Raw genomic sequence first — 19,553 nt, 5'->3', positions numbered from 1 at the left:
GATGTTGCAGTTTGTTGAGCTACCCCAGTTTAATGCGAGTGCCTCAGGAGCAATCGTGGCAGAGAGTCGAAAAAACCGACCTCGGCCCGATCGCCCCCCAAAACGCAAGACCGCTCAAAGCAGGCCATTCCAGTTCGATCGATCCCGGCCAACCAAGCCCCCTACGGAGTAGCAGGGCCCGTCGGTGCATCGACCAGTTCAGGCAGTTGAATCGGTTCCGGAACCGGTTGAATCGTACCCGGCGGCAGGTTGCTGACGGCACGGTTGAGGGCGGCCAACGCGCGGTTGTAGCCAATAATCGCAATCAGCACGTTACCCCGCGCCCGGGTAAGGCGGGTTTCTGCGTTGAGTCGATCGGTCTGTGTGCCCACGCCGGCCTGGAACCGGAGCCGCGCCAAGCGCACTTCCTCTTGGGCTGACTCGATCGCCTTGAGGGAAGTTTGAATGTTTTCGGCGTTGGCTTGCAGGTTGGAGTAGGCCACTTCCACTTCAAACCGAATTCGATCGCGCGCCCGACCCACACCGTTTTCGGCCTGCTCGATCGCCACCGACTCCTGACGCGCCTGGGCCCGCGCCGCTCCGCCATCAAACAGCGTCCATTGCAACTGCAAGCCCGTGGAATAGCCGCTGACCAAGCTGAAGTCGTCATCGGGCTGAATCACATCCAGCAACTCATAGCGAGCAAAGGCACTGAGCTGGGGCCCCAACTGAGACAACCGGGCCCGCCGTTGGGCGCTGTTCAGTTCTCGCTGGGCCAGTTGCTGTTCAATTTCTGCCCGGTTGCGATAGGCCAACACGATGCTGTCTTCGAGGGGCAGCGTCCATTCACCCGCCTTGGCGATCGGGTCAGCGGTTTGGATGTCGATCGCCTCCGGCAAGCTCAACAGCCGGGCCAGTTCTCGGCGGCGCTGGGTTTGTCGATCGCGCGTTTGCACCACCAACTGGCGATCGTTGGCCAATTCCACTTCCGCTTGCAGCACCTCAAACCGCGTTCCCAACCCAGCCTTTTCCAAAGCTTGGGCATCCTTCACGCTTTGCTCCCGAAACTTGACCGCCGATTGGTCAATTTTGAGCTGCTCGTTTTCCTGCTGTAGCCGGTAGTAGCTATCGGTGATGTCGCGCCGCAAATCCTCAAAGGTGGCTTCGAGGGACAACTCAGTGGCTCGCAACTGGGCTTGGGCGGCGGCAATGTTCGCGGGCCGCAGTCCCGAAGTGTAGATGTTGTAGCTCAGTTCCAGAGCGCTGCTCCAGGTGAACTGATCTTGGGTGTCAATGTCCACCTGGCCCCCAAAATTGCCGAGACGGCGAGCGGTCCGGTTTTGCAACAACAGGTTCAAACGACTGCCGGCCGTGAGCGAATCCGAGAGGGAAGAGGAAAACCGCAATTGGGGATAGTTGGCGGCGATCGCCTGGCGCAGTTGGGCCCGGCTGCTTTCGATGCTGAGGTAGGCCTGGCGCAGGTCTCGGTTATTGCGACGGCCAATTTCTAGGGCCTGCTCAAGGGTAATCGGCTGGGTCAGCAAGATCCGCACTTCTTCCGGCAGGGTGGGAAATTGCAGCGGGTTTGGGTCAGATTCCAGCCGTTGGATCACCAGCTCATCCGCTTCTGTGTTGCCTTCAGGCCGATCGCCCAAGGAACCAGGCGCTGAGGGCACATTTCCGAACGGATCGGGATTACTGGAACTATCATTCGCCTGGGCCACGGGAGCTGAGTCTCCCCCGATCGACTCGAAAGCGTCGGCCCTGGGGGAGGCTGCTGCAAGCGCTTGCTCTTGACCGGCTTGCTCTTGGCTGGCTTGCTCTTGGCTGGCTGATTCTTGGGCGATCGGCTCCTGATGACGCTCGGCAGCGATCGGAACTGCGGTGGCCACCACACCCACAGCCGGTTTGGCCGGTTTAGCTGGCTTAGGCAAATTCAGCGAATTAACAGGCAAATGAGGCGATTCAGCGGATTCAGCAGATTCCGAACCAGTCGCGGCGGCTGAATCCGGTGGCGAAGTAGGGGACTTGTCGGCTATGACATGATCAGCTTCAGCCAAGGTGGCGGCCGCATCCGCTTCCACCGACTCGGCGCGGGCGGCATCCGCCCACAGACAACACAACGCGACGGTAACCCCTAAACCCGTGGCGATCGCTCGATGGGCAATCTTCATAACCAAAACTTGCTTCGCTCCTCACGCCTAAAACCGGCTGTTTTGACGGCTGCCACTGGTGCAAAGTTCGTAAATTACTCAATTACTCGCCTATTGCTCGCATCGTCACCAGCAGACGCTGCCAACTCCCGAAAGTTCGGGGCCCGAAAGTTCAGGGATTGATTACTCCCTGTGGGGGTTGCCAGCGTCGGTTGGATGGCCTTGCGCAGTGGATACTCGATCGAACTGAGATCAAACTGAGAATCGACCCAGGATCGAATCGAGGTTGTGCCTCAAAAAGCATACTGGTTAGTCTAGCGGCTGGCCTACAGAATCGGCCGGCTCGCTCCCCCGAGTCCCCAAACTCCTACGCCAGCAAATCACTGGGCGCTTGGGGGGCGATCGCTTGGGGCCAAGCGGCGGCCACCGCTTGTTCAATCACCGCTTCAGCACTGGTGACAATCACGATCGGGACTTGCAGCCGATCGCTCACCTCCTGCACCGTCATATCGTCCAAAAAGCGCTGTTCACCATGGCGTAACATCAACGACGGCAGCAGCAACGCATCCCCCAAATCTTGGCACGCCAACTTTTGCACCAAATCCTGGCCCGTCAGCAAGCCGGTAACGGTCATGGTTTGGCCCCAATAATCTGAATTTAGGGCCGCCAACTGCACCGTTAGCCCCGAAATTTGATTGAGCTGGCGCACCAAACCACTGAAGGGCCGCTCCACCGTGTTCCCCACCACCCAGGTGAGGCGACGGGGAAACGGAGTTGCACGCACCGGGTTCGCCGCCAGGGCCCGCTCAAACTGATCCACAAACAGCCGAATGGAACCCACGCCGTTGTCGATTTGCGGAAAATCTTCGTACTCGACCATTTCCGGCAAATCCTGACCCGCAATCAGAAACCACTCATCGGCTAACCAAACAAAGGTGGAACCGAGGGTTTGGCGAAAGGTTTGTTGGAGCGATCGCACCTGGGCAATAACTTCGCAGGCTTTGGCGGGGGTAACGGGCTGTAGCTCATCATCGGCCGGGCGGAATTGCGTTAGCCCCGCTGGCACGATCGCCACGGAGGTGACCGTTGGGCGATGGGGTTCCACTTCGTCTTGGTCGCCATCTAGATCATCGTCTAGCTCGTTGGGGTCTTGATCATCCCAAGCGGCCCGATCGAACCCATCGGCCCCATCCCACTGATCATCCCCATCGGCCTGATCTTCCTCTGAATCCCAATCCGTCAAGCCCATGGGCTGCGATCGCGGATCGAACACATTTGGATCGAAAACATCTGGATCGACAACATTCGGATTAACAACATTTGGGTCAGACAGATCCGACTCTGCCGCTTCTGAACCGTCGAGGCGATCGATCACCGCCACCCGATCGCGCTCAGATTCGATCGCCCCCAAATCGGCCCCAGGCGATCGCCCCGCCAACAACGTCACATTTTCGGAAATGGCCCAGCCACCCCCGATCGCGGCTTGGTCAGCCAGGGCCGGCATAGCCCGCCGACTGGGCCCGGCTTGGCCCGCAGGCGATCCATAAAAGCCGGCCAAATCATGAATGGTTCGCTCCAAATGCACCCCATCATTAATGCCAGGACAGAGCACCACTTGAGCATGGATTTGCAAGCGCCGATCGCGAAACCAAGCTAACTGGTTCATGATCTCGCCCGCCCGAGGATTTTTCAGCAGGCGCGATCGCACCTCTGGCTCCGTGGAATGCACCGAAACAAACAAAGGCGACAACCGCAGCCGCTCGATGCGATCCCATTCCCGCTGCGTCAAATTGGTGAGGGTGAGATAGGAGCCATAGAGAAAACTCAACCGATAATCATCATCTTTGTAATAAAGCGATGCGCGTTTACCGGGTGGCTGCTGATCAATAAAACAAAAGGGACAGCGGTTATTGCACTGAATCAGTCCATCAAACAGGGCCGCCTCAAATTCCAAGCCCAACTCGTCGTCATAGTCCTTTTCAATTTCAACCAGGTGGGTGCGATCGTGCTGATCCAACACTTCCAACTCCAACACCTCATCGGCACAGAGGAAGTTGTAATCAATCAAATCTCGGGGTTTTTGGCCATTGATGGCCACCAACCGATCGCCCACTTCAAACCCCACCTCCTGGGCAATTGATCCAGGCAACACTCGCGTAATTTTGGCCGGTCGCACCGCTGCTTCGCTCATCCCCACGCTCCTGAATAGACAACTGGCCAGGCGGTCACCAATCGTGTTTTCCTTGGGCACAACCGGCCAAAATACAGACACCCAATGGCGATTGTGCTGGGGCGATCGGGCCTATGCTGTTGATTCCCAAGCCTTGAACCCCACTGGGCAAGGCCAAGGCGGCTTTGGTGGCCGTTGATTGCTCGTAACCACTCTACCAACTGTTGATTAACCCTATGCCCGCCGCATCCGCTTCCGGCATTCAGCCCACTCTGGAATTCATTCCACCCAACTACACCCCTTGGGTGCATCGGTTGGCGCGTTGGATCTTTCCTTGGTTGATTCGCCAACAGGGCATCGCAAAACTCCATACGGAAAATGCTGAAACGTTGGCGGAACTGTTTCGCGACTTCCAGGCGGGCAAACTCCGCTTTATTTTGGCTTTTCGGCATCCCAGCACCAATGACCCGTTCGTGATGTCCCACTTGCTGTGGGAGGCAGTGCCCCAGGCAGCGCGCGATCGGGGCATTCGGCTGCCGGATTGGCCGCACACGCACTTTATCTACGATCGGGGCATTCCCCTTTGGGCGGGGGATGCGGTGGCCTGGATGTTTTCCCACTTGGGCGGCACATCAATGCAGCGGGGCAAGCTCGATCGCCCCGGGCTAAAAACGGCTCGCGATCTGTTGCTGAACGGGCGGTTTCCGCTGGCGGCGGCCCCGGAAGGCGCAACCAACAGCCACAGCGAAGTGGTTAGCCCCCTGGAGCCGGGCGTGGCCCAAATGGCCTTTTGGACGGTGGAGGATTTGCGATCGGCCGGGCGATCGGAACGGGTGGCCATTGTCCCGATCGGGATTCAATACACCTACCTTTCGCCCCCTTGGGCCGAGATCGATCGGCTCATCGACACGATCGAAACCAGCCTTGGCCTCACGAATCCCCTGAAAACCACCGCCCCCACCAGCCCCGAAGAAGGTCGCTACTTGCGGTTATACCTGTTGGGCGATCGGCTTTTGGACTTGGTGGAACAGTTTTATCAAACCTTCTATCAACAAACCCTCCCGATCGTGGACTTGCCCGACCCCAACGAACGCATGGGCCAACGGCTGAAAAATCTCTTGGATACGGCATTACGGGTGGGAGAAGCCTATTTTGGCGTAACCAACACTGGCACGGTTGAAGAGCGTTGCCGGCGGTTGGAACAGGCCGGCTGGGATCGGATCTACTGCGATGATGGGCGATCGCGCTGCCCAGTGGAGCGCGGTTTGGCCAACTGGGTGGCCGCCGAAGCCACCATCCGAATGCAACACATGCGCCTAGTGGAACGGTTCACCGCCGTCACGGGCCGCTATGTGCGCGAAAAACCCACCGCCGAACGGTTTGCGGAAACCCTACTGATTTTGTGGCGCGTCACCACCTGGATTCAGGGAGACGACACCAGCAAGCCCCCGCAACTGGGCAAACAAGCGGTTTGGTTACGGGTTGCTGACCCGATTTGGGTGAGCGATCGCGCAGCGGACTACAAAGCCAATCGCCGCGCCACCCTGCAATCCGTCACCCAGGAAATTCACCAATCCCTCAAAAACCTAATCGCCTAGCCGGGTCACCTTCAACCGGACTTTTCCTGGTTCGCCGCTGTCCGACGAGCCAGGAAGCGTTCGGAAATACCGGCCATGGCGTATACCAAGCCCGATCGATATTCATGGCGCATGGGGCTATTGGCTTCTAGGTTGAGATATTCCTCGGGGCTGAAGAAAATTGGCATTGGATTCAGTTCAACCAAAAGAATGATCGCACCGATCATAGTAAGCAGTATCAAGATCATTAGATAGCTCTATGGTTCTTGTTCCAAGGTGCTGAAAATTTCCGCCAGAATGCTGTTAGAAAATAGCAGACCATCCGGTTCTGCAAGAGCAAGCCGATCGCCCGATCGCACCACCCAACCCTCCGCCACAAATCGATCGAGGCATTGCAACACCCGATCGACCCAAACCGTGCCAAATTCTCGGCGCAGGGGTTCCAAGGCCAAACCCTCCGCCAACCGCAACCCCAACATCAGCGTTTCTGCCAATCGATCGGGCGCAGGTTGGGGTGAAGCGGGTGGTTCAATTGCGCCGTTGTTCAGCCAATCGTAGTAAGCAGCTCGGGTGCGTGGCCGGCCAAAGCGCTGCCCGGCCACGTAGCTGGTGGCTCCCATCCCAAAACCGTAGTAGGGGCGATTTTCCCAGTAGGTGCGGTTGTGGCGACACTGAAAGCCCGACTGGGCATAGTTGGAAACTTCGTAGTGCTGAAAACCCGCTGCCTGGAGGGTTTGGGAAGCCATCCGATACATTTGAGCCGTTTGTTCATCGGAGGGTAGGGGCCGATCGCCCGGTTGGTAGCGTCGATCGAACACGGTTTGCGGCTCAATGATCAGGTCATAAACTGACAGGTGCGCCGGGCCACAGGCCACAGCCCGATCGAGGGACGCTTGCCACTGGTCGATCGACTGATTGGGTAATCCCGAGATCAGATCTAGGCTCCAATTTTTGACCCCCGCTGACTGCAAAAGGGCCACGGCCTGTTCAATATCTTGGACTCCATGCGATCGGCCGCAGGCGGCTAACAATTCCGATTGAAAGGCTTGCACCCCCAGGCTAATGCGGTTGACCCCGGCCGCCAAAAAGCCCGCCAACCAGGCGCGATCGAACGTGCCCGGATCGAGTTCCATGGAAATTTCCACTTGGGGAGCCAACCCAAAGCGGCGATCGAGCAGTTGCAAGAGCCGATCGACCTGTTCGGGGGCCAGCAGGGACGGCGTGCCGCCCCCAAAAAAGACAGTTTCCAAGGGTGGTTGGTCTGCGGCGGCGCGATCGGCCCCAAGGGTGATTTCCCGCTCCAAGGCTGCCAAGTATTCAATGATTTGGGGGCTGTTGCGACCTGTGGCGGGTTCCGGTGGTTGGTCGGGGCGATCGCGGAAGGTTTTGAACTCCCCCACCACGGAAATGGGGAAATCGCAATAAAAGCAACGCCGCCGACAAAAGGGAATGTGCAAATAGGCGGCCCGGGGCGGGGACAGGGCCAGGGCGACGGGATGACTCATGGGATTCTGTCGGCGTTCCGGGTCGGTGTTTTGGGTCGCTGTTGCCAGTTAGCTTGATCGGCTTGTGGAAATCGGCTGGCGCGATCGCGTGCCTTAGCTCGTTTGATTTGCTGGCCCGATTTGCTGGCTTGATTTGCTGGCTCGATCGGTTAACCGCCCTGGGTTTCAGCCAAAGCCACCAAGTCACGGGGCTATAATACTCATCAAATTCTGTCAAGAATTGGGCGCAATCGTTCTGAATCGCCGCCCATGGGCGGCCGATCAAGGACTAGCAACCACCGCGACCAATCCCAATTCGACTCAGCCCCCACCCACCGAAGAGCCTGCAATTAGCCACCGCGATCGTTCCTGCATCCACCGCCTGCAAGCAATGCTCTGAGCAATGGTCGCGATGACTCGGGCGATCGTCCACTCGATCGATGACCATGATTGACACCGTAATTATCCTTTCATTTCTGATCGCCGGTGCGGGCATTGGCTTTTTCGGCATTGACTTTTTGCCCGCCCAAACCCTGGCCCAAGTCACCAACCGCGAAGGTCTCAGCTTTGCCACGGGTGGTTTTGGGGCCCTGATTGGCTTGGTGCTGGGACTGGCTTGCCAAACCACCTACCGACGCATTGAAAACCAGGTGCGCCAAATGCCCCCCGATCGGCTGCTGACCCGATCGGGTGGGGTGGTGTTGGGGCTGTTGATGGCCAACTTGATGTTGGCTCCTTTATATCTGCTGCCGTTTCCTTGGGAGCTGGCCTTCATCAAACCCCTCGTGGCGGTGTTGGGCAGTGTGCTGTTTGCGGTCACGGGCGTATCGCTGGCCGACACCCACGGGCGATCGTTCCTGCGGTTAATTAACCCCAACAGCGTTGAATCCATCCTGGTCAGTGAAGGAACCCTGGCTCCGGCCGCCGCCAAGGTGGTGGACACCAGTTGCATCATTGACGGCCGGCTGACGGCCCTGCTGGAAACCAAATTCATTGAAGGGCGCTTGATTGTGCCCCAGTTTGTGTTGCAGGAATTGCAGCGCATTGCCGATTCCGCCAGCGACCAGAAGCGATCGCGCGGGCGGCGGGGGCTGGATATTTTGCAGCAAATGCGTGAGGCCTATCCCGATCGACTCACGATCCACTCCGCCGACTACGAAGACATCACCACCGTTGATGCCAAACTGGTGCGACTGGCCCAAGAAATCAACGGCGCACTGCTGACCACGGACTACAACCTGAATAAGGTGGCCACGGTGCAAAACGTCCCGGTCTTGAATGTCAATGACCTGGCCGATGCCCTGCGCCCCGCCTACCTGCCCGGCGACAGCATTGAGCTAAAAATTGTCCGGGAAGGCAAGGAACCGGCCCAAGGGGTGGGCTATCTCAGCGATGGGACGATGGTGGTGGTTGAAGATGGCAACTCCTATTTGGGCGGTGAATTGCGGGTGGTGGTCACCAGTGCCCTGCAAACTTCCGCCGGGCGGATGATTTTTGCCAAACCCGAAGCCGCCGTTTCATAGGCCATTTCATAGACCATTGCATCTAGGCCATTGCATCAAGGTTAGGCAGCGGTTCGGATCCAGAACAAAGCAACAAGGAACATGGCAACGTTAACGGATTGGACGGTGGGGCTAACTCGGCGGCGGTTGCTGTGGGCCTTGGGGGGACTGTCGATCGCGGCGATCGGGGGTTGTGGGCGATCGGGCAGCACGGGCGGTGGCGGGCGATCGCAACTGGTCACCAGCATCCTCAGCGAACCCAAAACCTTCAACTACGCCATTAACGAAGAATCGCCCAACATCTTCGGCATCACCTACGAAGGCCTGGTGGAAGAAGATCCAGAAACCGGCAAGGTGGAACCGGCCCTGGCCGCAGGCTGGGAAATGAGCAACAACGGTCAGCGGATCGTTGTCACCCTGCGATCGGGGTTGCGTTGGTCGGACGGTGCGCCCCTCACGGCCGATGATGTGTCCTTCACCTTCAATGAAGTCTTCTTCAATGAAGCAATTCCCACGGGTATTCGAGACGTGTTGCGGGTGGGCCAAAGCAACGCGCTACCCCAAGTGAAAATGCTGGGCCCGCTCCAGGTGGAATTCAGCGTTCCGGAACCCTTTGCTCCCTTTTTGCGAAGTTTGGGCGTGGGCATTTTGCCCGCCCATCGCCTGCGCCCCACCCTCAAAACCAAGGGAACCGACGGCCGGCCGCAATTTTTGACCACTTGGGGCGTGGACACTCCGCCCAGCCAAATTGTTGGCAATGGCCCCTACCGGCTCAAGGAATATGTCACCAGTCAACGGCTGGTGTTTGAGCGCAATCCCCACTATTGGCGCAAGGGGCCAAACAATGCGCCCCAGCCCTACATCGAAGAGTGGGTTTGGCAAATTGTGGAATCCCAAGACACCTCCCTCTTGCAGTTTCGATCGGGCGGTTTGGACTCGATCAGCGTCACCGCCGACTATTTTTCCCTGCTGAAGCGGGAGGAAAAACGCGGCAACTTCACGATTTACAACGCTGGCCCCACCTTAACCACTTCGTTTATCTGCTTCAACTTGAACAAAGGCCAACGGGACGGCAAACCTCTCGTTGATCCGGTCAAGTCTGCTTGGTTTAATGATTTGCAATTTCGGCAGGCGGTGGCCCACGGGATCGATCGCCAAACCATGATTGACAGCATCTTTCGGGGGCTGGGGCAACTGCAACATTCCCCGATCGCCAGCCAAAGCCCCTATTACCTCTCGCCGGAACAGGGGCTGCTGACCTATGGTTTCAACCCGGAGCGATCGCGCCAACTGCTGACCGAGGCCGGCTTCCAAAATCGCAACGGTGAATTATTCGACGCGGCCGGCAACCGAGTGCGCTTCACCCTGATCACCAACGCGGGCAACAAAATTCGCGAAGCCATGGGCGCACAAATCGCCCAAGACCTGGCCAAACTGGGAATGAAGGTTGATCTTCAGCCGATCGCCTTTGGCAGCTTGGTTTCCAAACTCTCCGATAGTTTGGATTGGGAATGCCATTTGCTGGGATTTACCGGCGGTGTTGAACCCCACGGCGGTTCCAATGTGTGGCGGGTCACGGGCCGACTCCATGCCTTTAACCAAACGCCGGATCCCGGCAAGCAACTGGTGGGCCAGGAATTTGCCCCCTGGGAATTGGAGATCGATCGCCTCTATGCCCAAGCCTCCCAGGAGCTAGATGAAACCAAGCGCCGCGCCCTTTACGCCCGCACCCAGCAGTTAACCCAGCAATATCTTCCCTTCATCCACCTGATCACGCCCTATTCTCTGGTGGCCGTGCGAAACACGCTCCAAGGGCTAAAGGTGAATGCCCTCGGCGGCGCATTTTGGAATATTCACGAGTTGCGGCTCGATCGGGAAGCTTGAGCGGGTCTCTGAGCAGCCGAAACTAGCCACCCTGTGTGCCCCAGCGATCAACGCAGACAAGGAGCTAAAGCCCCTTGCCCCCACGACTGATGATTGGACTGATGATTGGGGTGCTTGAGCCAAAGCCCCCTGGTTTTCACGCATCAGCCACCCAAGTCCACCGTAATCGGTGAATCCTGGCGCACGGTGGCCGCTTCTCGATGCATCAGGGCCTCCCCTTCTCCGGGCGGCTCCAGCCCGATCGCCCGCAGATCCGCATCCACCATGATCTTGACCAATTCCTCAAAGGTCACCGACGGTTCCCAGCCCAGCTTTTCCTTCGCCCGGCCCGCATCCCCAATCAACAGATCCACTTCAGCCGGCCGCAAGTAGCGCGGGTCAAACTCCACAAACTGCTGCCAGTCCAAATTCACATAGCCAAAGGCCACATCCAAAAACTCCCGGATCGAGTGGGTTTCATTGGTGGCCACCACATAGTCATCGGGTTGTTCCTGCTGCAACATCAGCCACATGGCCCGCACGTAGTCCTTGGCATAGCCCCAATCGCGCTTGGAATCGAGATTACCCATAAAGATTTTCTTTTGGGTTCCGGCCAAAATTCGCGACAGGGCCCGCGTAATCTTGCGGGTCACGAAGGTTTCACCCCGACGAGGCGACTCGTGGTTAAACAAAATGCCATTGCAGGCAAATAGCCCGTAGGACTCGCGGTAATTCACCGTTTGCCAATGGGCATAGACCTTGGCGCAGGCGTAGGGACTGCGGGGATAAAACGGGGTTGTTTCCTTTTGGGGAACCTCCAGCACCTTGCCGAACATTTCGGAAGAGCCAGCTTGGTAATAGCGAATTTCTTGGCCGGTGCGTTGTTGGGTTTCGCGCAAGGCCTCCAAAATCCGCAAGGTTCCCAGCCCTACGGCATCCACGGTATATTCCGGCTCGTCAAAGCTCACCCGCACATGGGACTGGGCCCCCAGGTTATAGACTTCGTGGGGCTGAATTTTGTCGAGGATCCGGCGGAGGGTGGAGCCATCGCACAGATCGCCGTAGTGCAGAAACAGCCGCACACCTTCGTTGTGGGGATCTTCGTAGAGGTGATCGATCCGATCGGTGTTGAAGGTGGAGGTGCGGCGGATGATGCCGTGAACTTCATAGCCCTTTTGGAGCAGCAGTTCCGACAGATAGGAGCCGTCTTGGCCGGTAATGCCGGTGATTAGGGCGCGCTTGGGTTGCGTCATTAGGGACAGGGTTTACGACTGAAGGGAGGTTGGGATCGTCTGGGCTGGGCGATCGAACCTGAAGGGAGAACAGCACCGCAACCCAAGCGCGATCGAACCGTCGCCATTATCCATGACGATCGAGCAAGGCCGCCACCAACCGCAGGGCATCGTTGCGGGCGATCGTTGCGGGTCATTGCTGATGGATCGAGGACACTAGGGCCTAGTAAGCGCCGTTCTCCTTGGTGGCCACCACCACCCAGAGGGTCTTTAACACGATCCAAATATCAAGCCAAAGGTTCCGAGCGCTGGCATAGTACACATCGATCGAAATGCGGCGATCGTAGGGAATATCGTTGCGTCCCGACACTTGCCATAGTCCAGTAATTCCCGGCTTCACGGTCAGCACCTTATGGATGTGACGACCATACATGGGCAATTCTTCGGGAACCAACGGCCGCGGCCCCACCACACTCATATCCCCCAGCAATACATTTAAAAACTGGGGGAATTCGTCCAAGCTGGTCACCCGCAAAAAGCGACCAATCCAGGTGATGCGGGGGTCGCGCTTGAGCTTGCAGGTGGCGGCATATTCGGCCTGCAGGGCGGGATCTTTGGCAATCATGGCGGCTAGCATTTCATCGGCGTTCACCACCATGGTGCGAAATTTGATGCACCGAAAACGGCGAAAGTTTTTGCCGACGCGACTTTGGGTATAAAAAACGGGGCCGGGCGAACTGAAGGCCACAAGGGCAATCAGCAGCAGATACAGCGGCGAAAAAACAGTCAGTACAAACAGGGAAAAAACGATGTCAAACAGTCGTTTAACAAAGTCCGCATTCAGGTTGCTGATAACGGCAGGCCCGAGGCTTCGACGGGAGGTCGATCGCCCGGCCCGGCTGGCAACGGAAGGACTCTTAGCCAGCATGACACTCCTTCAAGTTTGTTCACACCACACCTGAGCCTAATGATAAGGCTTGGTTCCGAAAGTCCGGCCCGGACAATACGCTTCAAGAACTGACTACCGGGGCGATCGAGCCAATTCCGGCGGCTAATTCTCGGCAGCCAAGGCCGCCAACCAGGGCTGAATCTGCAAGTCATATTGGCCTGCCTGTTCGGGGGGATACCAACCCTGTTCGATTTTGGCCAGAATTTGCGGCAGGGCGGCTAAAAATTCGGGCGATCGGAGGTTGGGATGCACCGTCCAAGCATCGGTGGACGGCAGCACCGCCCGCCACCAGGGGCCCAGTTCCAGCCGTTTGGAAACCATTAATTCCCAGGAATCCAGGCGACCGCGCCCGGTGGTTCCATACAAGGCGGTGCGCAGGGCGGTGGGGAGCTGATCGAACCAGGGCCGGGGCGATCGATGCCACAAAATGGGCCAGGGCAAGAGTTGGTCAAACCGGCGGCGATCGATCAAAAAGGCGCGGCTGCTGAAGAATTTGAAGCGATAAAACCCATCGGGGTCTTGGGTGAAGGGTTTGACCTGATGCATGGCATCGGCCGGCGGCCCCGTCAGTGGCCGCACAGACATCACATCGGGCCGAGCCTTGAGCAGTTCCACCCCTTCGGAAATCCAATCATGGCCGGGCTTTTGATAAAGCATCATGTCGCTGTCGAAGTGCAGCAGGTAGTCACCCGCGATCGCTTCGAGGGCGTAGAGGCTGCCAAAAATGGGGTAGCCCTTCCAGTTGTGGGTGTGGGGCAGGGGCCAACCGAAGTGCTTGCGGTAAACCTGGGGCCGTTGGCCATAGTCCATGTCTGCGAGCCGATCGACAATGCCGCGATCGAGCAGTTCTTGGCAGGCGGCCCGCAATTGCTCGATCGTCCCCAGGCCCGGCCGCTGCACCTTATCGCCAGACAGGGGAGCCGTATCCACAAATAGCACCCGCTCCACAAAGGGAAAGTTGCAACTCCGAACCAGGTGCGGAATGGTGTGCATCATGAATGGCAAATCCGTACGCGCCACCATGATCGACAGGGAACAAGAGGGAACAGCCACCGCGATCGCAACTCCTCAGCTCAAGGTTATGAATTCAATTGATGAATTCAATCTATGAATTCGGCCAATTCCACCCTACTTCGATCGCCCCGGCCGTCAATCAGCCGACTTTCTGCAACTGATCCAGCCGTTCCAGCACTTCCGCACTGTGAACCACCGGCCGCACCTTCAAGAATCGATCGCGCAGCATCCCTTCCGGGTCGATCAGATAGGTATGGCGCATGGACATGGGATTCATCCAGGAACCATAGGCCCGGCTGACGGCCCCGTCGGTGTCTGCCAACAGGGGAAAACGCAACCCCTCCGCATCACAGAATTCCGCGTGGCTGTCCACATCATCGGCGCTGACTCCCAAAATTTGGGTGTTACGGGCTTGATATTGGGGCAAGTCGCGCTGGAACCGCTGGGCCTCGATCGTGCAGCCAGAGGTGAAATCCTTGGGGTAGAAATACAACACCACCCACTGGCCTCGGTAATCTTGCAGCGAAATCATGCCATCGCCGCTGTTGCTGGGCAGGGTGAAATCGGGAGCCGGGGCATTCAAGGCCGGCTGAGGGCCACCCAAGGCCCAGGCGGCATTGGGGCCAACAAACCACAGCGCCAGGGCGATCGCCCCAGCCAAACAACCCACCAACGCGCGATCGAGCCATTGGCGCACCCAAGCCAAAAACCCCAAGGGGGGCAAACGGTGTGAAAGCAACATCAAACAAGCCTCCTTAGACCTGAGTTTCGGGATTGGGGTTAATCAACAGTTTTGATGCTTGGGGCCGATCGCAGTTTTGGACTAAACCTCAAACTCCGCGCCCCTGATGGCCAAGTCGCTGGTGGTGCGACGCACGGCCACGTAGCTGCCCAAGAGGCCCACGGAACAGCCAAACCCTACCAAAATCGAAAGCAACAATAGCAAGTCAGAACCCGTGAGGGGCAAGTCTCGGGCCAGCAGTTGCACCAATCCCAAGCGGCTGTTCAGCAAGGAACCGAGGGCCTGTTGCAAGGCCATGACGGCCAAACTGGCGATCGAGGCTCCCTGGAATCCAAAAACGGCCCCTTGGAGAATAAAGGGCAGATAGATCCACACAGGGGTTGCCCCCACCAGTTGAGCAATTTCAATTTCCTGACGACGGGCGGCCACCACCAACCGAATGGCGGTGATGATCGTGGCGATCGCAGCGGAAACCAACAGGACGATCGTACCCGTGGCCACCACCTTCAGCCCCCAATCCAGTTCCCGCAGCCGCACCACCACTTCCGCCGCATACCGGGCCGCATCTACGCCGGGCAATTGGGCAATGGTGGCCGCCAGTTGGGGAGTCAGCTCGGCCTGGGCTGCTTGGGCTTTTAGCTCGTCGGTGAGGGGGTTGCCTTCCAACTGTTGGGTGGCGCGGGCAATATCCGAAATGCCCAAATCCCGAACCAGGTCTTGCCAGGCCTGATCTTTCGGAATCACTTGCACGGCCACCACGCCTTCGAGCTGGGCGATCGATCGGGCAACGGCGGCGGTTTGGGCCCCGGGTTGCAAATACACGCAAATTTCGAGCTGGCTCCCCAGTTTGGCCAGGGCCCGATCGAGATACCAAGTGCCCTGCAAGCTAATGCCAAACAAAAACAAGGACACCGCCACCGTACCCACGGCGGCCCAGTTCATCCAGCCGCCCCGTCGCAGGCCTTGCCGGGTTTCTTGCCACAGATACAGCCAAGGGATGGCCGTCCGATCGCCCATGGGGGTTGCCTTCGCCTCCGACTCGCCTCTGAACCATCATAATCAGAGAAATGGCGGTCTCGGCTCCTGGCCAGACTCCTGGCCCCATTCATTCCACACCCTCGAAAGCCGCTCGTGACACACTCTGTGCCCCAATCCACACCCAACTCCACACCAAACACGCCCAAGCACACCCCGGCTACCGCTATGAACAACGCCGCTGATTCTGAACTCCAGTCCCAAAACCAGCCTGCGGCCGAGTTGGGTACAGGGGAAAATGGGCGATCGATCCTGATTTGCCAGAACGTTCACTGCTACCGCAATCGATCGGGAGCCGTGCTGGCCGCTTTCCAGAGCGCCGCCTTGCCAGCGGGGGTCACTGTCACCGCCAGCGATTGCCATGGCCAGTGCCACTTGGGCCCCAGTGTGCGAATTGTGCCCGATGAAACTTGGTATGCCCGGGTCGAGCCAGCGGATGTGTCCAGGATTGTGGAGGAACATCTGCGGCAAAATCACCCGGTCTCAGATTTGCTGAATCCTCGCTTACATATGGATTACAGCACCTATTACGGCCAAGCGGGCTACGGTCAAACCGAGGCCGCCTCCTGAGCGTTGGTCAAAGGGCCCATTCCAAATCACGATCAAAAAATTCACCCCCCAACTCTCCAAGCAAACGGAGGAGAAGGGAGGTGAAGGTTAATCAACGGTCTGAAGGGACTTCAAGTCCTTAATTACAGCGACTGGCGCACCAAAACTCAGTCGCTTCAGCCTCGCGCCAGCCGATGACGACGACCCCTAAGCCTCAACCGGAGGCAGATCCAACCGCAACGAATCCAAAACGCTTTGGACATTGCTGGTGGCATAGCCCACTTCGAGGGGGAACTTGGCTTGCAAAACGGCCAACACCCGATCGAGCTGACCTTCAAGCTGGCGATCGTTGCGAATCAGCTTCCGCAGCCGATCCTTAACGGCCGGCAGAATCGGCCCCGTGTCTTTACCCTCAGAGGCTTCGAGGGCATGGGTACGGAACAGATCCAGGCGATCGATCTTTTGCGTCCGCAACAGGTCTTGCAATTCATAGCAAGCCCGATCGGTAAACTCTTGGGTCACATATTCCAAGACCACCGGTTGCAAGCCAAACATGGCCCCACCGGCCGCGCCACGCTCAATCAGCGATCGCCGGCCCAGGGATTCCAACGCTTCGATTAATTCCGGTTGCGAGAACGGAATCGAAATTTTGTCGCGCAGTTGGCTCAAAGACAGAGGTTGCTGTTCGATCGCCAACCAATAAACAATCGCCCGTTCAATATCCGACAGGCGATCAAACTGGCGTTGCAACAAATCGCGAATATCCCCAAACACCAGGGTCGATTGCTTCAAAAACTCCGACACCCGACCGCCAAACAGTTCTTGAATCGTGGTCGAAGCAATCTTCAAGGTGAGCGGGTTTCCCCGATACAAATCAATCAACTCCTTCCAGAGTTTTTCCTCTTGCAAGCCCTTGTCGCGGAAAATTTCACCCGCTTCATCGGGGCCCAACGCGCCCAACTGCGACACTCGCACCGGCAACGTATTGCCCTCTAGGCGAGCCACCTCACGGGGCTTTTCGGAACTGGTGAGCAGCAAGCAGCTTTGGTGCGACTCTTCGCCCACCCGGCGCAGCAATTCACCATAGTCCTCAAACCCGTCGCGGTATTGTCCGGAGATATCCCCTTGGCGCAGTACCGACTCCACCCCATCCAGCACCAACAAGCAGCGGTGTTGACGCAGATAGTCAATCAACAACGTAATGCGGTTGTGGGCACTGTCGGGCAAATAGGTTTGGCGCTTGCGAGACAAGGTTTGCACCAACCGACCAATCACCTCGCGGGGCGAAACCCCATGGCGGAGCGATCGCCAAATGATGAACTCAAACTCGTCTTGCTCTTCGAGCGATCGAGCCAAGCGCACCGCCAACGCCGTCTTGCCAATTCCCGCGATCCCCAGCAAGGCCACCACGCGGCAGTGATCTTGAGAAATCCAGGTTTGCAGGGCAGTCAGCTCCTGCGCACGGCCATAGAAAGCCGAAATATCCGGCGCTTCTCCCCAGTCATACTGCGGCGGCAACTCGCCCACTTCCACTTCGGGGGTGACCGGAATTGCCACGATCGGCCCTTGTGTTTGGCGGGTTTGATACTGAGACACCAAAATCTGCTGAAGCTTGGCCAATTTTCCTGGCCCAGCACCAGCAATATGAAACTTTTTATACACTTCACCCAAGCGCTTACGGGCCGCTTCTGGGCGGATTCCTAGGCGTTGGGCAATGGCATTCATCGGCTCACCATTGATGGCTGCGGCCAGCACATCCAGCTCGGTATTCGAGACACTATGCTCCTTCGCAATTTGTCTCAAAAAGTCTTGAGGAATCAATTCACCAATCTCTCTGTACTAAACAATCTTCGGCCTTCATCTTAGCCTCGAAAATGTATTTCTTATATGAATATTTTCTAGACATGAGTTCGTAGCTATCAGGGGAGAGTGGGATAAGCTCTCGCATCTCGCACGGTGGAATATTGCGTTTTCAAGATACTTGTGCCTTCCAAGCAGGTTTTACCCTGCTCTGGCCAAGGAGTCTTGGAATTCAGGGTTTTCTGAACATGAGTTTATGGGCATTAACTACAGGGGTGGATAGGGTCGCAATCACTCTGCAAATAGCGGACAGGGAGGCAACCCAAACACCACCCCAAACACCACCCCAGACCCGACTCAGAAATGAACGAAGATCGACGGCGCACCCTGCGCCCAAAAACTTGCCCGGGAACTCGCCCGGGAACTCGCCCGAGAACTTGCCCGAAAACTTGCCCGGGAACTCGCCCGAGAACTTGCCTCAAAATTTGCCCGAAAATTTGACCCGACTGGGATCCCTAAGCTCGATAGAATGGGGGGTGCTAGCAACGCCGCTGTGTTTCGCCGAGTTTTCAGGTCTTTGCGTGGATCTAGATCGAGTCTTTAAACATCCTAAGCCAATCATTGGAGTCGTCCATTTGTTGCCGCTGCCGAGTTCTGCGCGGTGGGGACTGAGCCTTAAGGCAGTTATTGAGCGCGCTGAACAGGAAGCAGTGGCGCTGGCTGCCGGTGGGGTGAATGCGATTTTGGTGGAAAATTTTTTTGATGCCCCTTTTCCGAAAGATGCGGTTGATCCGGCGGTGGTGAGTGCCATGACGCTGGTGGTTCACCATTTACAAAATTTGGTGACTTTACCGATCGGGGTGAATGTGTTGCGCAATGATGCCCATTCGGCCATTGCGATCGCCTCTTGCACCGGGGCGCACTTCATTCGGGTCAATGTGCTGTCGGGGGTGATGGCCACCGATCAGGGATTGATTGAAGGCCAGGCCCACCAGCTCCTGCGTTACCGGCGAGAACTGGGCAATGATGTCAAGATTTTGGCGGATGTGTTGGTGAAACATGCTCGCCCGATCGGGTCGCCCAACTTAACGGTGGCGGTGCAGGACACGATCGAACGTGGCTTGGCCGATGGGGCGATTTTGTCGGGCTGGGCCACTGGTAGCCCGCCAAACATTGAAGATTTGGAATTAGCCAAGGCTGCGGCGGGAGATACGCCGATCTTTGTGGGCAGCGGGGCTAATTATGACAATGTGGCGCAACTGCTGGAAGTGGCGGATGGGGTAATTGTGGCCAGCTCCCTGAAGCGGCGAGGCCGGCGGGATTTGCCGATCGACCCGAACCGGGTTAGCCAGTTTGTGGAGGTGGCACGGCGGGGCCGGCCGGCTCCGGCGATCGTTGTTCCTACGCCTACACCCATGAGCTGATGAGTTGCACCCATGAGTTAGCACCCATGGGTACTAACTCAGAGGCTCAAGCCTAATTAATCGGCACTAATCAGTCCAGG

General features: G+C 57.6%; 15 protein-coding genes and 2 pseudogenes. 5 read left to right on the top strand and 12 right to left on the bottom strand.

Features of this window, described 5'->3' with window-relative positions; translation table 11 throughout:
- Positions 1 to 161 precede the first annotated feature (161 nt).
- From H6G53_RS15035 to H6G53_RS19335, 3 genes and pseudogenes are all read right to left on the bottom strand, one after another.
- Positions 162 to 2,153: a TolC family protein gene (locus H6G53_RS15035; RefSeq protein ID WP_190534337.1), complete on the bottom strand. Its 1,992-nt coding sequence runs from the start codon at positions 2,151 to 2,153 to the stop codon at positions 162 to 164.
- A 346-nt stretch (positions 2,154 to 2,499) separates the two neighbouring features.
- A pseudogene (locus tag H6G53_RS19340) lies at positions 2,500 to 3,186 on the bottom strand (DUF512 domain-containing protein); the annotation flags it as partial.
- Between the two features lie 489 nt (positions 3,187 to 3,675).
- Positions 3,676 to 4,323: pseudogene (locus H6G53_RS19335) on the bottom strand (PDZ domain-containing protein); the annotation flags it as partial.
- A gap of 215 nt (positions 4,324 to 4,538) precedes the next feature.
- Here H6G53_RS19335 and H6G53_RS15020 point away from each other — a divergent pair.
- Positions 4,539 to 5,900: a 1-acyl-sn-glycerol-3-phosphate acyltransferase gene (locus tag H6G53_RS15020; RefSeq protein WP_099531597.1), complete on the top strand. Its 1,362-nt coding sequence runs from the start codon at positions 4,539 to 4,541 to the stop codon at positions 5,898 to 5,900.
- 11 nt (positions 5,901 to 5,911) lie between these two features.
- Here the strand turns inward: H6G53_RS15020 and H6G53_RS15015 are convergent, their stop codons facing one another.
- From H6G53_RS15015 to H6G53_RS15005, 3 genes are all read right to left on the bottom strand, one after another.
- Positions 5,912 to 6,067 (bottom strand): hypothetical protein, encoded by a 156-nt coding sequence (locus H6G53_RS15015; protein ID WP_190534334.1) that lies wholly within the window; start codon positions 6,065 to 6,067, stop codon positions 5,912 to 5,914.
- Positions 6,068 to 6,136: 69 nt separating this feature from the next.
- A complete protein-coding gene (hemW, locus tag H6G53_RS15010; RefSeq protein WP_190534331.1) occupies positions 6,137 to 7,384 on the bottom strand; it encodes a radical SAM family heme chaperone HemW in 1,248 nt (415 codons plus the stop codon).
- A 268-nt stretch (positions 7,385 to 7,652) separates the two neighbouring features.
- Positions 7,653 to 7,811: a hypothetical protein gene (locus tag H6G53_RS15005; protein ID WP_190534328.1), complete on the bottom strand. Its 159-nt coding sequence runs from the start codon at positions 7,809 to 7,811 to the stop codon at positions 7,653 to 7,655.
- Between H6G53_RS15005 and H6G53_RS15000 the strand changes: the two genes are divergently transcribed.
- Positions 7,810 to 8,886, top strand: a complete 1,077-nt coding sequence (locus tag H6G53_RS15000; RefSeq protein WP_190355591.1) for a PIN/TRAM domain-containing protein — start codon at positions 7,810 to 7,812, stop codon at positions 8,884 to 8,886. The two genes, H6G53_RS15005 and H6G53_RS15000, sit on opposite strands and share 2 nt — an antisense overlap.
- An 81-nt stretch (positions 8,887 to 8,967) precedes the next feature.
- Positions 8,968 to 10,749: an ABC transporter substrate-binding protein gene (locus H6G53_RS14995; protein WP_190534325.1), complete on the top strand. Its 1,782-nt coding sequence runs from the start codon at positions 8,968 to 8,970 to the stop codon at positions 10,747 to 10,749.
- Between the two features lie 143 nt (positions 10,750 to 10,892).
- Here the strand turns inward: H6G53_RS14995 and gmd are convergent, their stop codons facing one another.
- The 5 genes from gmd to H6G53_RS14970 form a co-directional block, all read right to left on the bottom strand.
- Positions 10,893 to 11,981, bottom strand: coding sequence for a GDP-mannose 4,6-dehydratase (gmd, locus tag H6G53_RS14990; protein ID WP_099531601.1), 1,089 nt, complete (start codon positions 11,979 to 11,981; stop codon positions 10,893 to 10,895).
- A 202-nt stretch (positions 11,982 to 12,183) separates the two neighbouring features.
- Positions 12,184 to 12,888, bottom strand: a complete 705-nt coding sequence (locus tag H6G53_RS14985; RefSeq protein WP_099531602.1) for a sugar transferase — start codon at positions 12,886 to 12,888, stop codon at positions 12,184 to 12,186.
- A 123-nt stretch (positions 12,889 to 13,011) separates the two neighbouring features.
- Complete coding sequence (locus H6G53_RS14980) at positions 13,012 to 13,962, bottom strand: hypothetical protein (RefSeq protein ID WP_190534322.1); 951 nt, start codon at positions 13,960 to 13,962, stop codon at positions 13,012 to 13,014.
- 100 nt (positions 13,963 to 14,062) lie between these two features.
- Positions 14,063 to 14,665, bottom strand: coding sequence for a peroxiredoxin (locus H6G53_RS14975; RefSeq protein ID WP_190534319.1), 603 nt, complete (start codon positions 14,663 to 14,665; stop codon positions 14,063 to 14,065).
- Between the two features lie 81 nt (positions 14,666 to 14,746).
- The gene (locus H6G53_RS14970) at positions 14,747 to 15,682 is read right to left on the bottom strand and encodes an ABC transporter permease (protein ID WP_190534316.1); all 936 of its coding nucleotides are present in this window, start codon (positions 15,680 to 15,682) and stop codon (positions 14,747 to 14,749) included.
- Positions 15,683 to 15,796: 114 nt separating this feature from the next.
- On the opposite strand from H6G53_RS14970, the gene H6G53_RS14965 reads away from it, so the two are divergent.
- Positions 15,797 to 16,270: a ferredoxin gene (locus H6G53_RS14965; RefSeq protein ID WP_199309272.1), complete on the top strand. Its 474-nt coding sequence runs from the start codon at positions 15,797 to 15,799 to the stop codon at positions 16,268 to 16,270.
- Between the two features lie 186 nt (positions 16,271 to 16,456).
- On the opposite strand, the gene H6G53_RS14960 is transcribed toward H6G53_RS14965, so the two are convergent.
- Positions 16,457 to 18,052, bottom strand: coding sequence for an NB-ARC domain-containing protein (locus H6G53_RS14960; RefSeq protein WP_190526811.1), 1,596 nt, complete (start codon positions 18,050 to 18,052; stop codon positions 16,457 to 16,459).
- Between the two features lie 578 nt (positions 18,053 to 18,630).
- On the opposite strand from H6G53_RS14960, the gene btpA reads away from it, so the two are divergent.
- The gene (btpA, locus tag H6G53_RS14955; protein WP_190534313.1) at positions 18,631 to 19,473 is read left to right on the top strand and encodes a photosystem I biogenesis protein BtpA; all 843 of its coding nucleotides are present in this window, start codon (positions 18,631 to 18,633) and stop codon (positions 19,471 to 19,473) included.
- Positions 19,474 to 19,553: the final 80 nt, after the last annotated feature.

The organism is Limnothrix sp. FACHB-406 (assembly GCF_014698235.1).
Classification (GTDB): Bacteria; Cyanobacteriota; Cyanobacteriia; order CACIAM-69d; family CACIAM-69d; genus CACIAM-69d.
Note: the sequence above shows the minus strand (reverse complement) of the source record. Positions and strands in the feature narration are given on the sequence as shown.

Bases quoted from the DNA above. Each gene is read 5' to 3' on its own strand.
- H6G53_RS15035 (WP_190534337.1), bottom strand. From the start codon at position 2,153: ATGAAGATTGCCCATCGAGCGATCGCCACGGGTTTAGGGGTTACCGTC.
- H6G53_RS15020 (WP_099531597.1), top strand. From the start codon at position 4,539: ATGCCCGCCGCATCCGCTTCCGGCATTCAGCCCACTCTGGAATTCATT.
- H6G53_RS15015 (WP_190534334.1), bottom strand. From the start codon at position 6,067: ATGCCAATTTTCTTCAGCCCCGAGGAATATCTCAACCTAGAAGCCAAT.
- hemW (WP_190534331.1), bottom strand. From the start codon at position 7,384: ATGAGTCATCCCGTCGCCCTGGCCCTGTCCCCGCCCCGGGCCGCCTAT.
- H6G53_RS15000 (WP_190355591.1), top strand. From the start codon at position 7,810: ATGATTGACACCGTAATTATCCTTTCATTTCTGATCGCCGGTGCGGGC.
- H6G53_RS15005 (WP_190534328.1), bottom strand. From the start codon at position 7,811: ATGGTCATCGATCGAGTGGACGATCGCCCGAGTCATCGCGACCATTGC.
- H6G53_RS14995 (WP_190534325.1), top strand. From the start codon at position 8,968: ATGGCAACGTTAACGGATTGGACGGTGGGGCTAACTCGGCGGCGGTTG.
- gmd (WP_099531601.1), bottom strand. From the start codon at position 11,981: ATGACGCAACCCAAGCGCGCCCTAATCACCGGCATTACCGGCCAAGAC.
- H6G53_RS14985 (WP_099531602.1), bottom strand. From the start codon at position 12,888: ATGCTGGCTAAGAGTCCTTCCGTTGCCAGCCGGGCCGGGCGATCGACC.
- H6G53_RS14975 (WP_190534319.1), bottom strand. From the start codon at position 14,665: ATGTTGCTTTCACACCGTTTGCCCCCCTTGGGGTTTTTGGCTTGGGTG.
- H6G53_RS14970 (WP_190534316.1), bottom strand. From the start codon at position 15,682: ATGGGCGATCGGACGGCCATCCCTTGGCTGTATCTGTGGCAAGAAACC.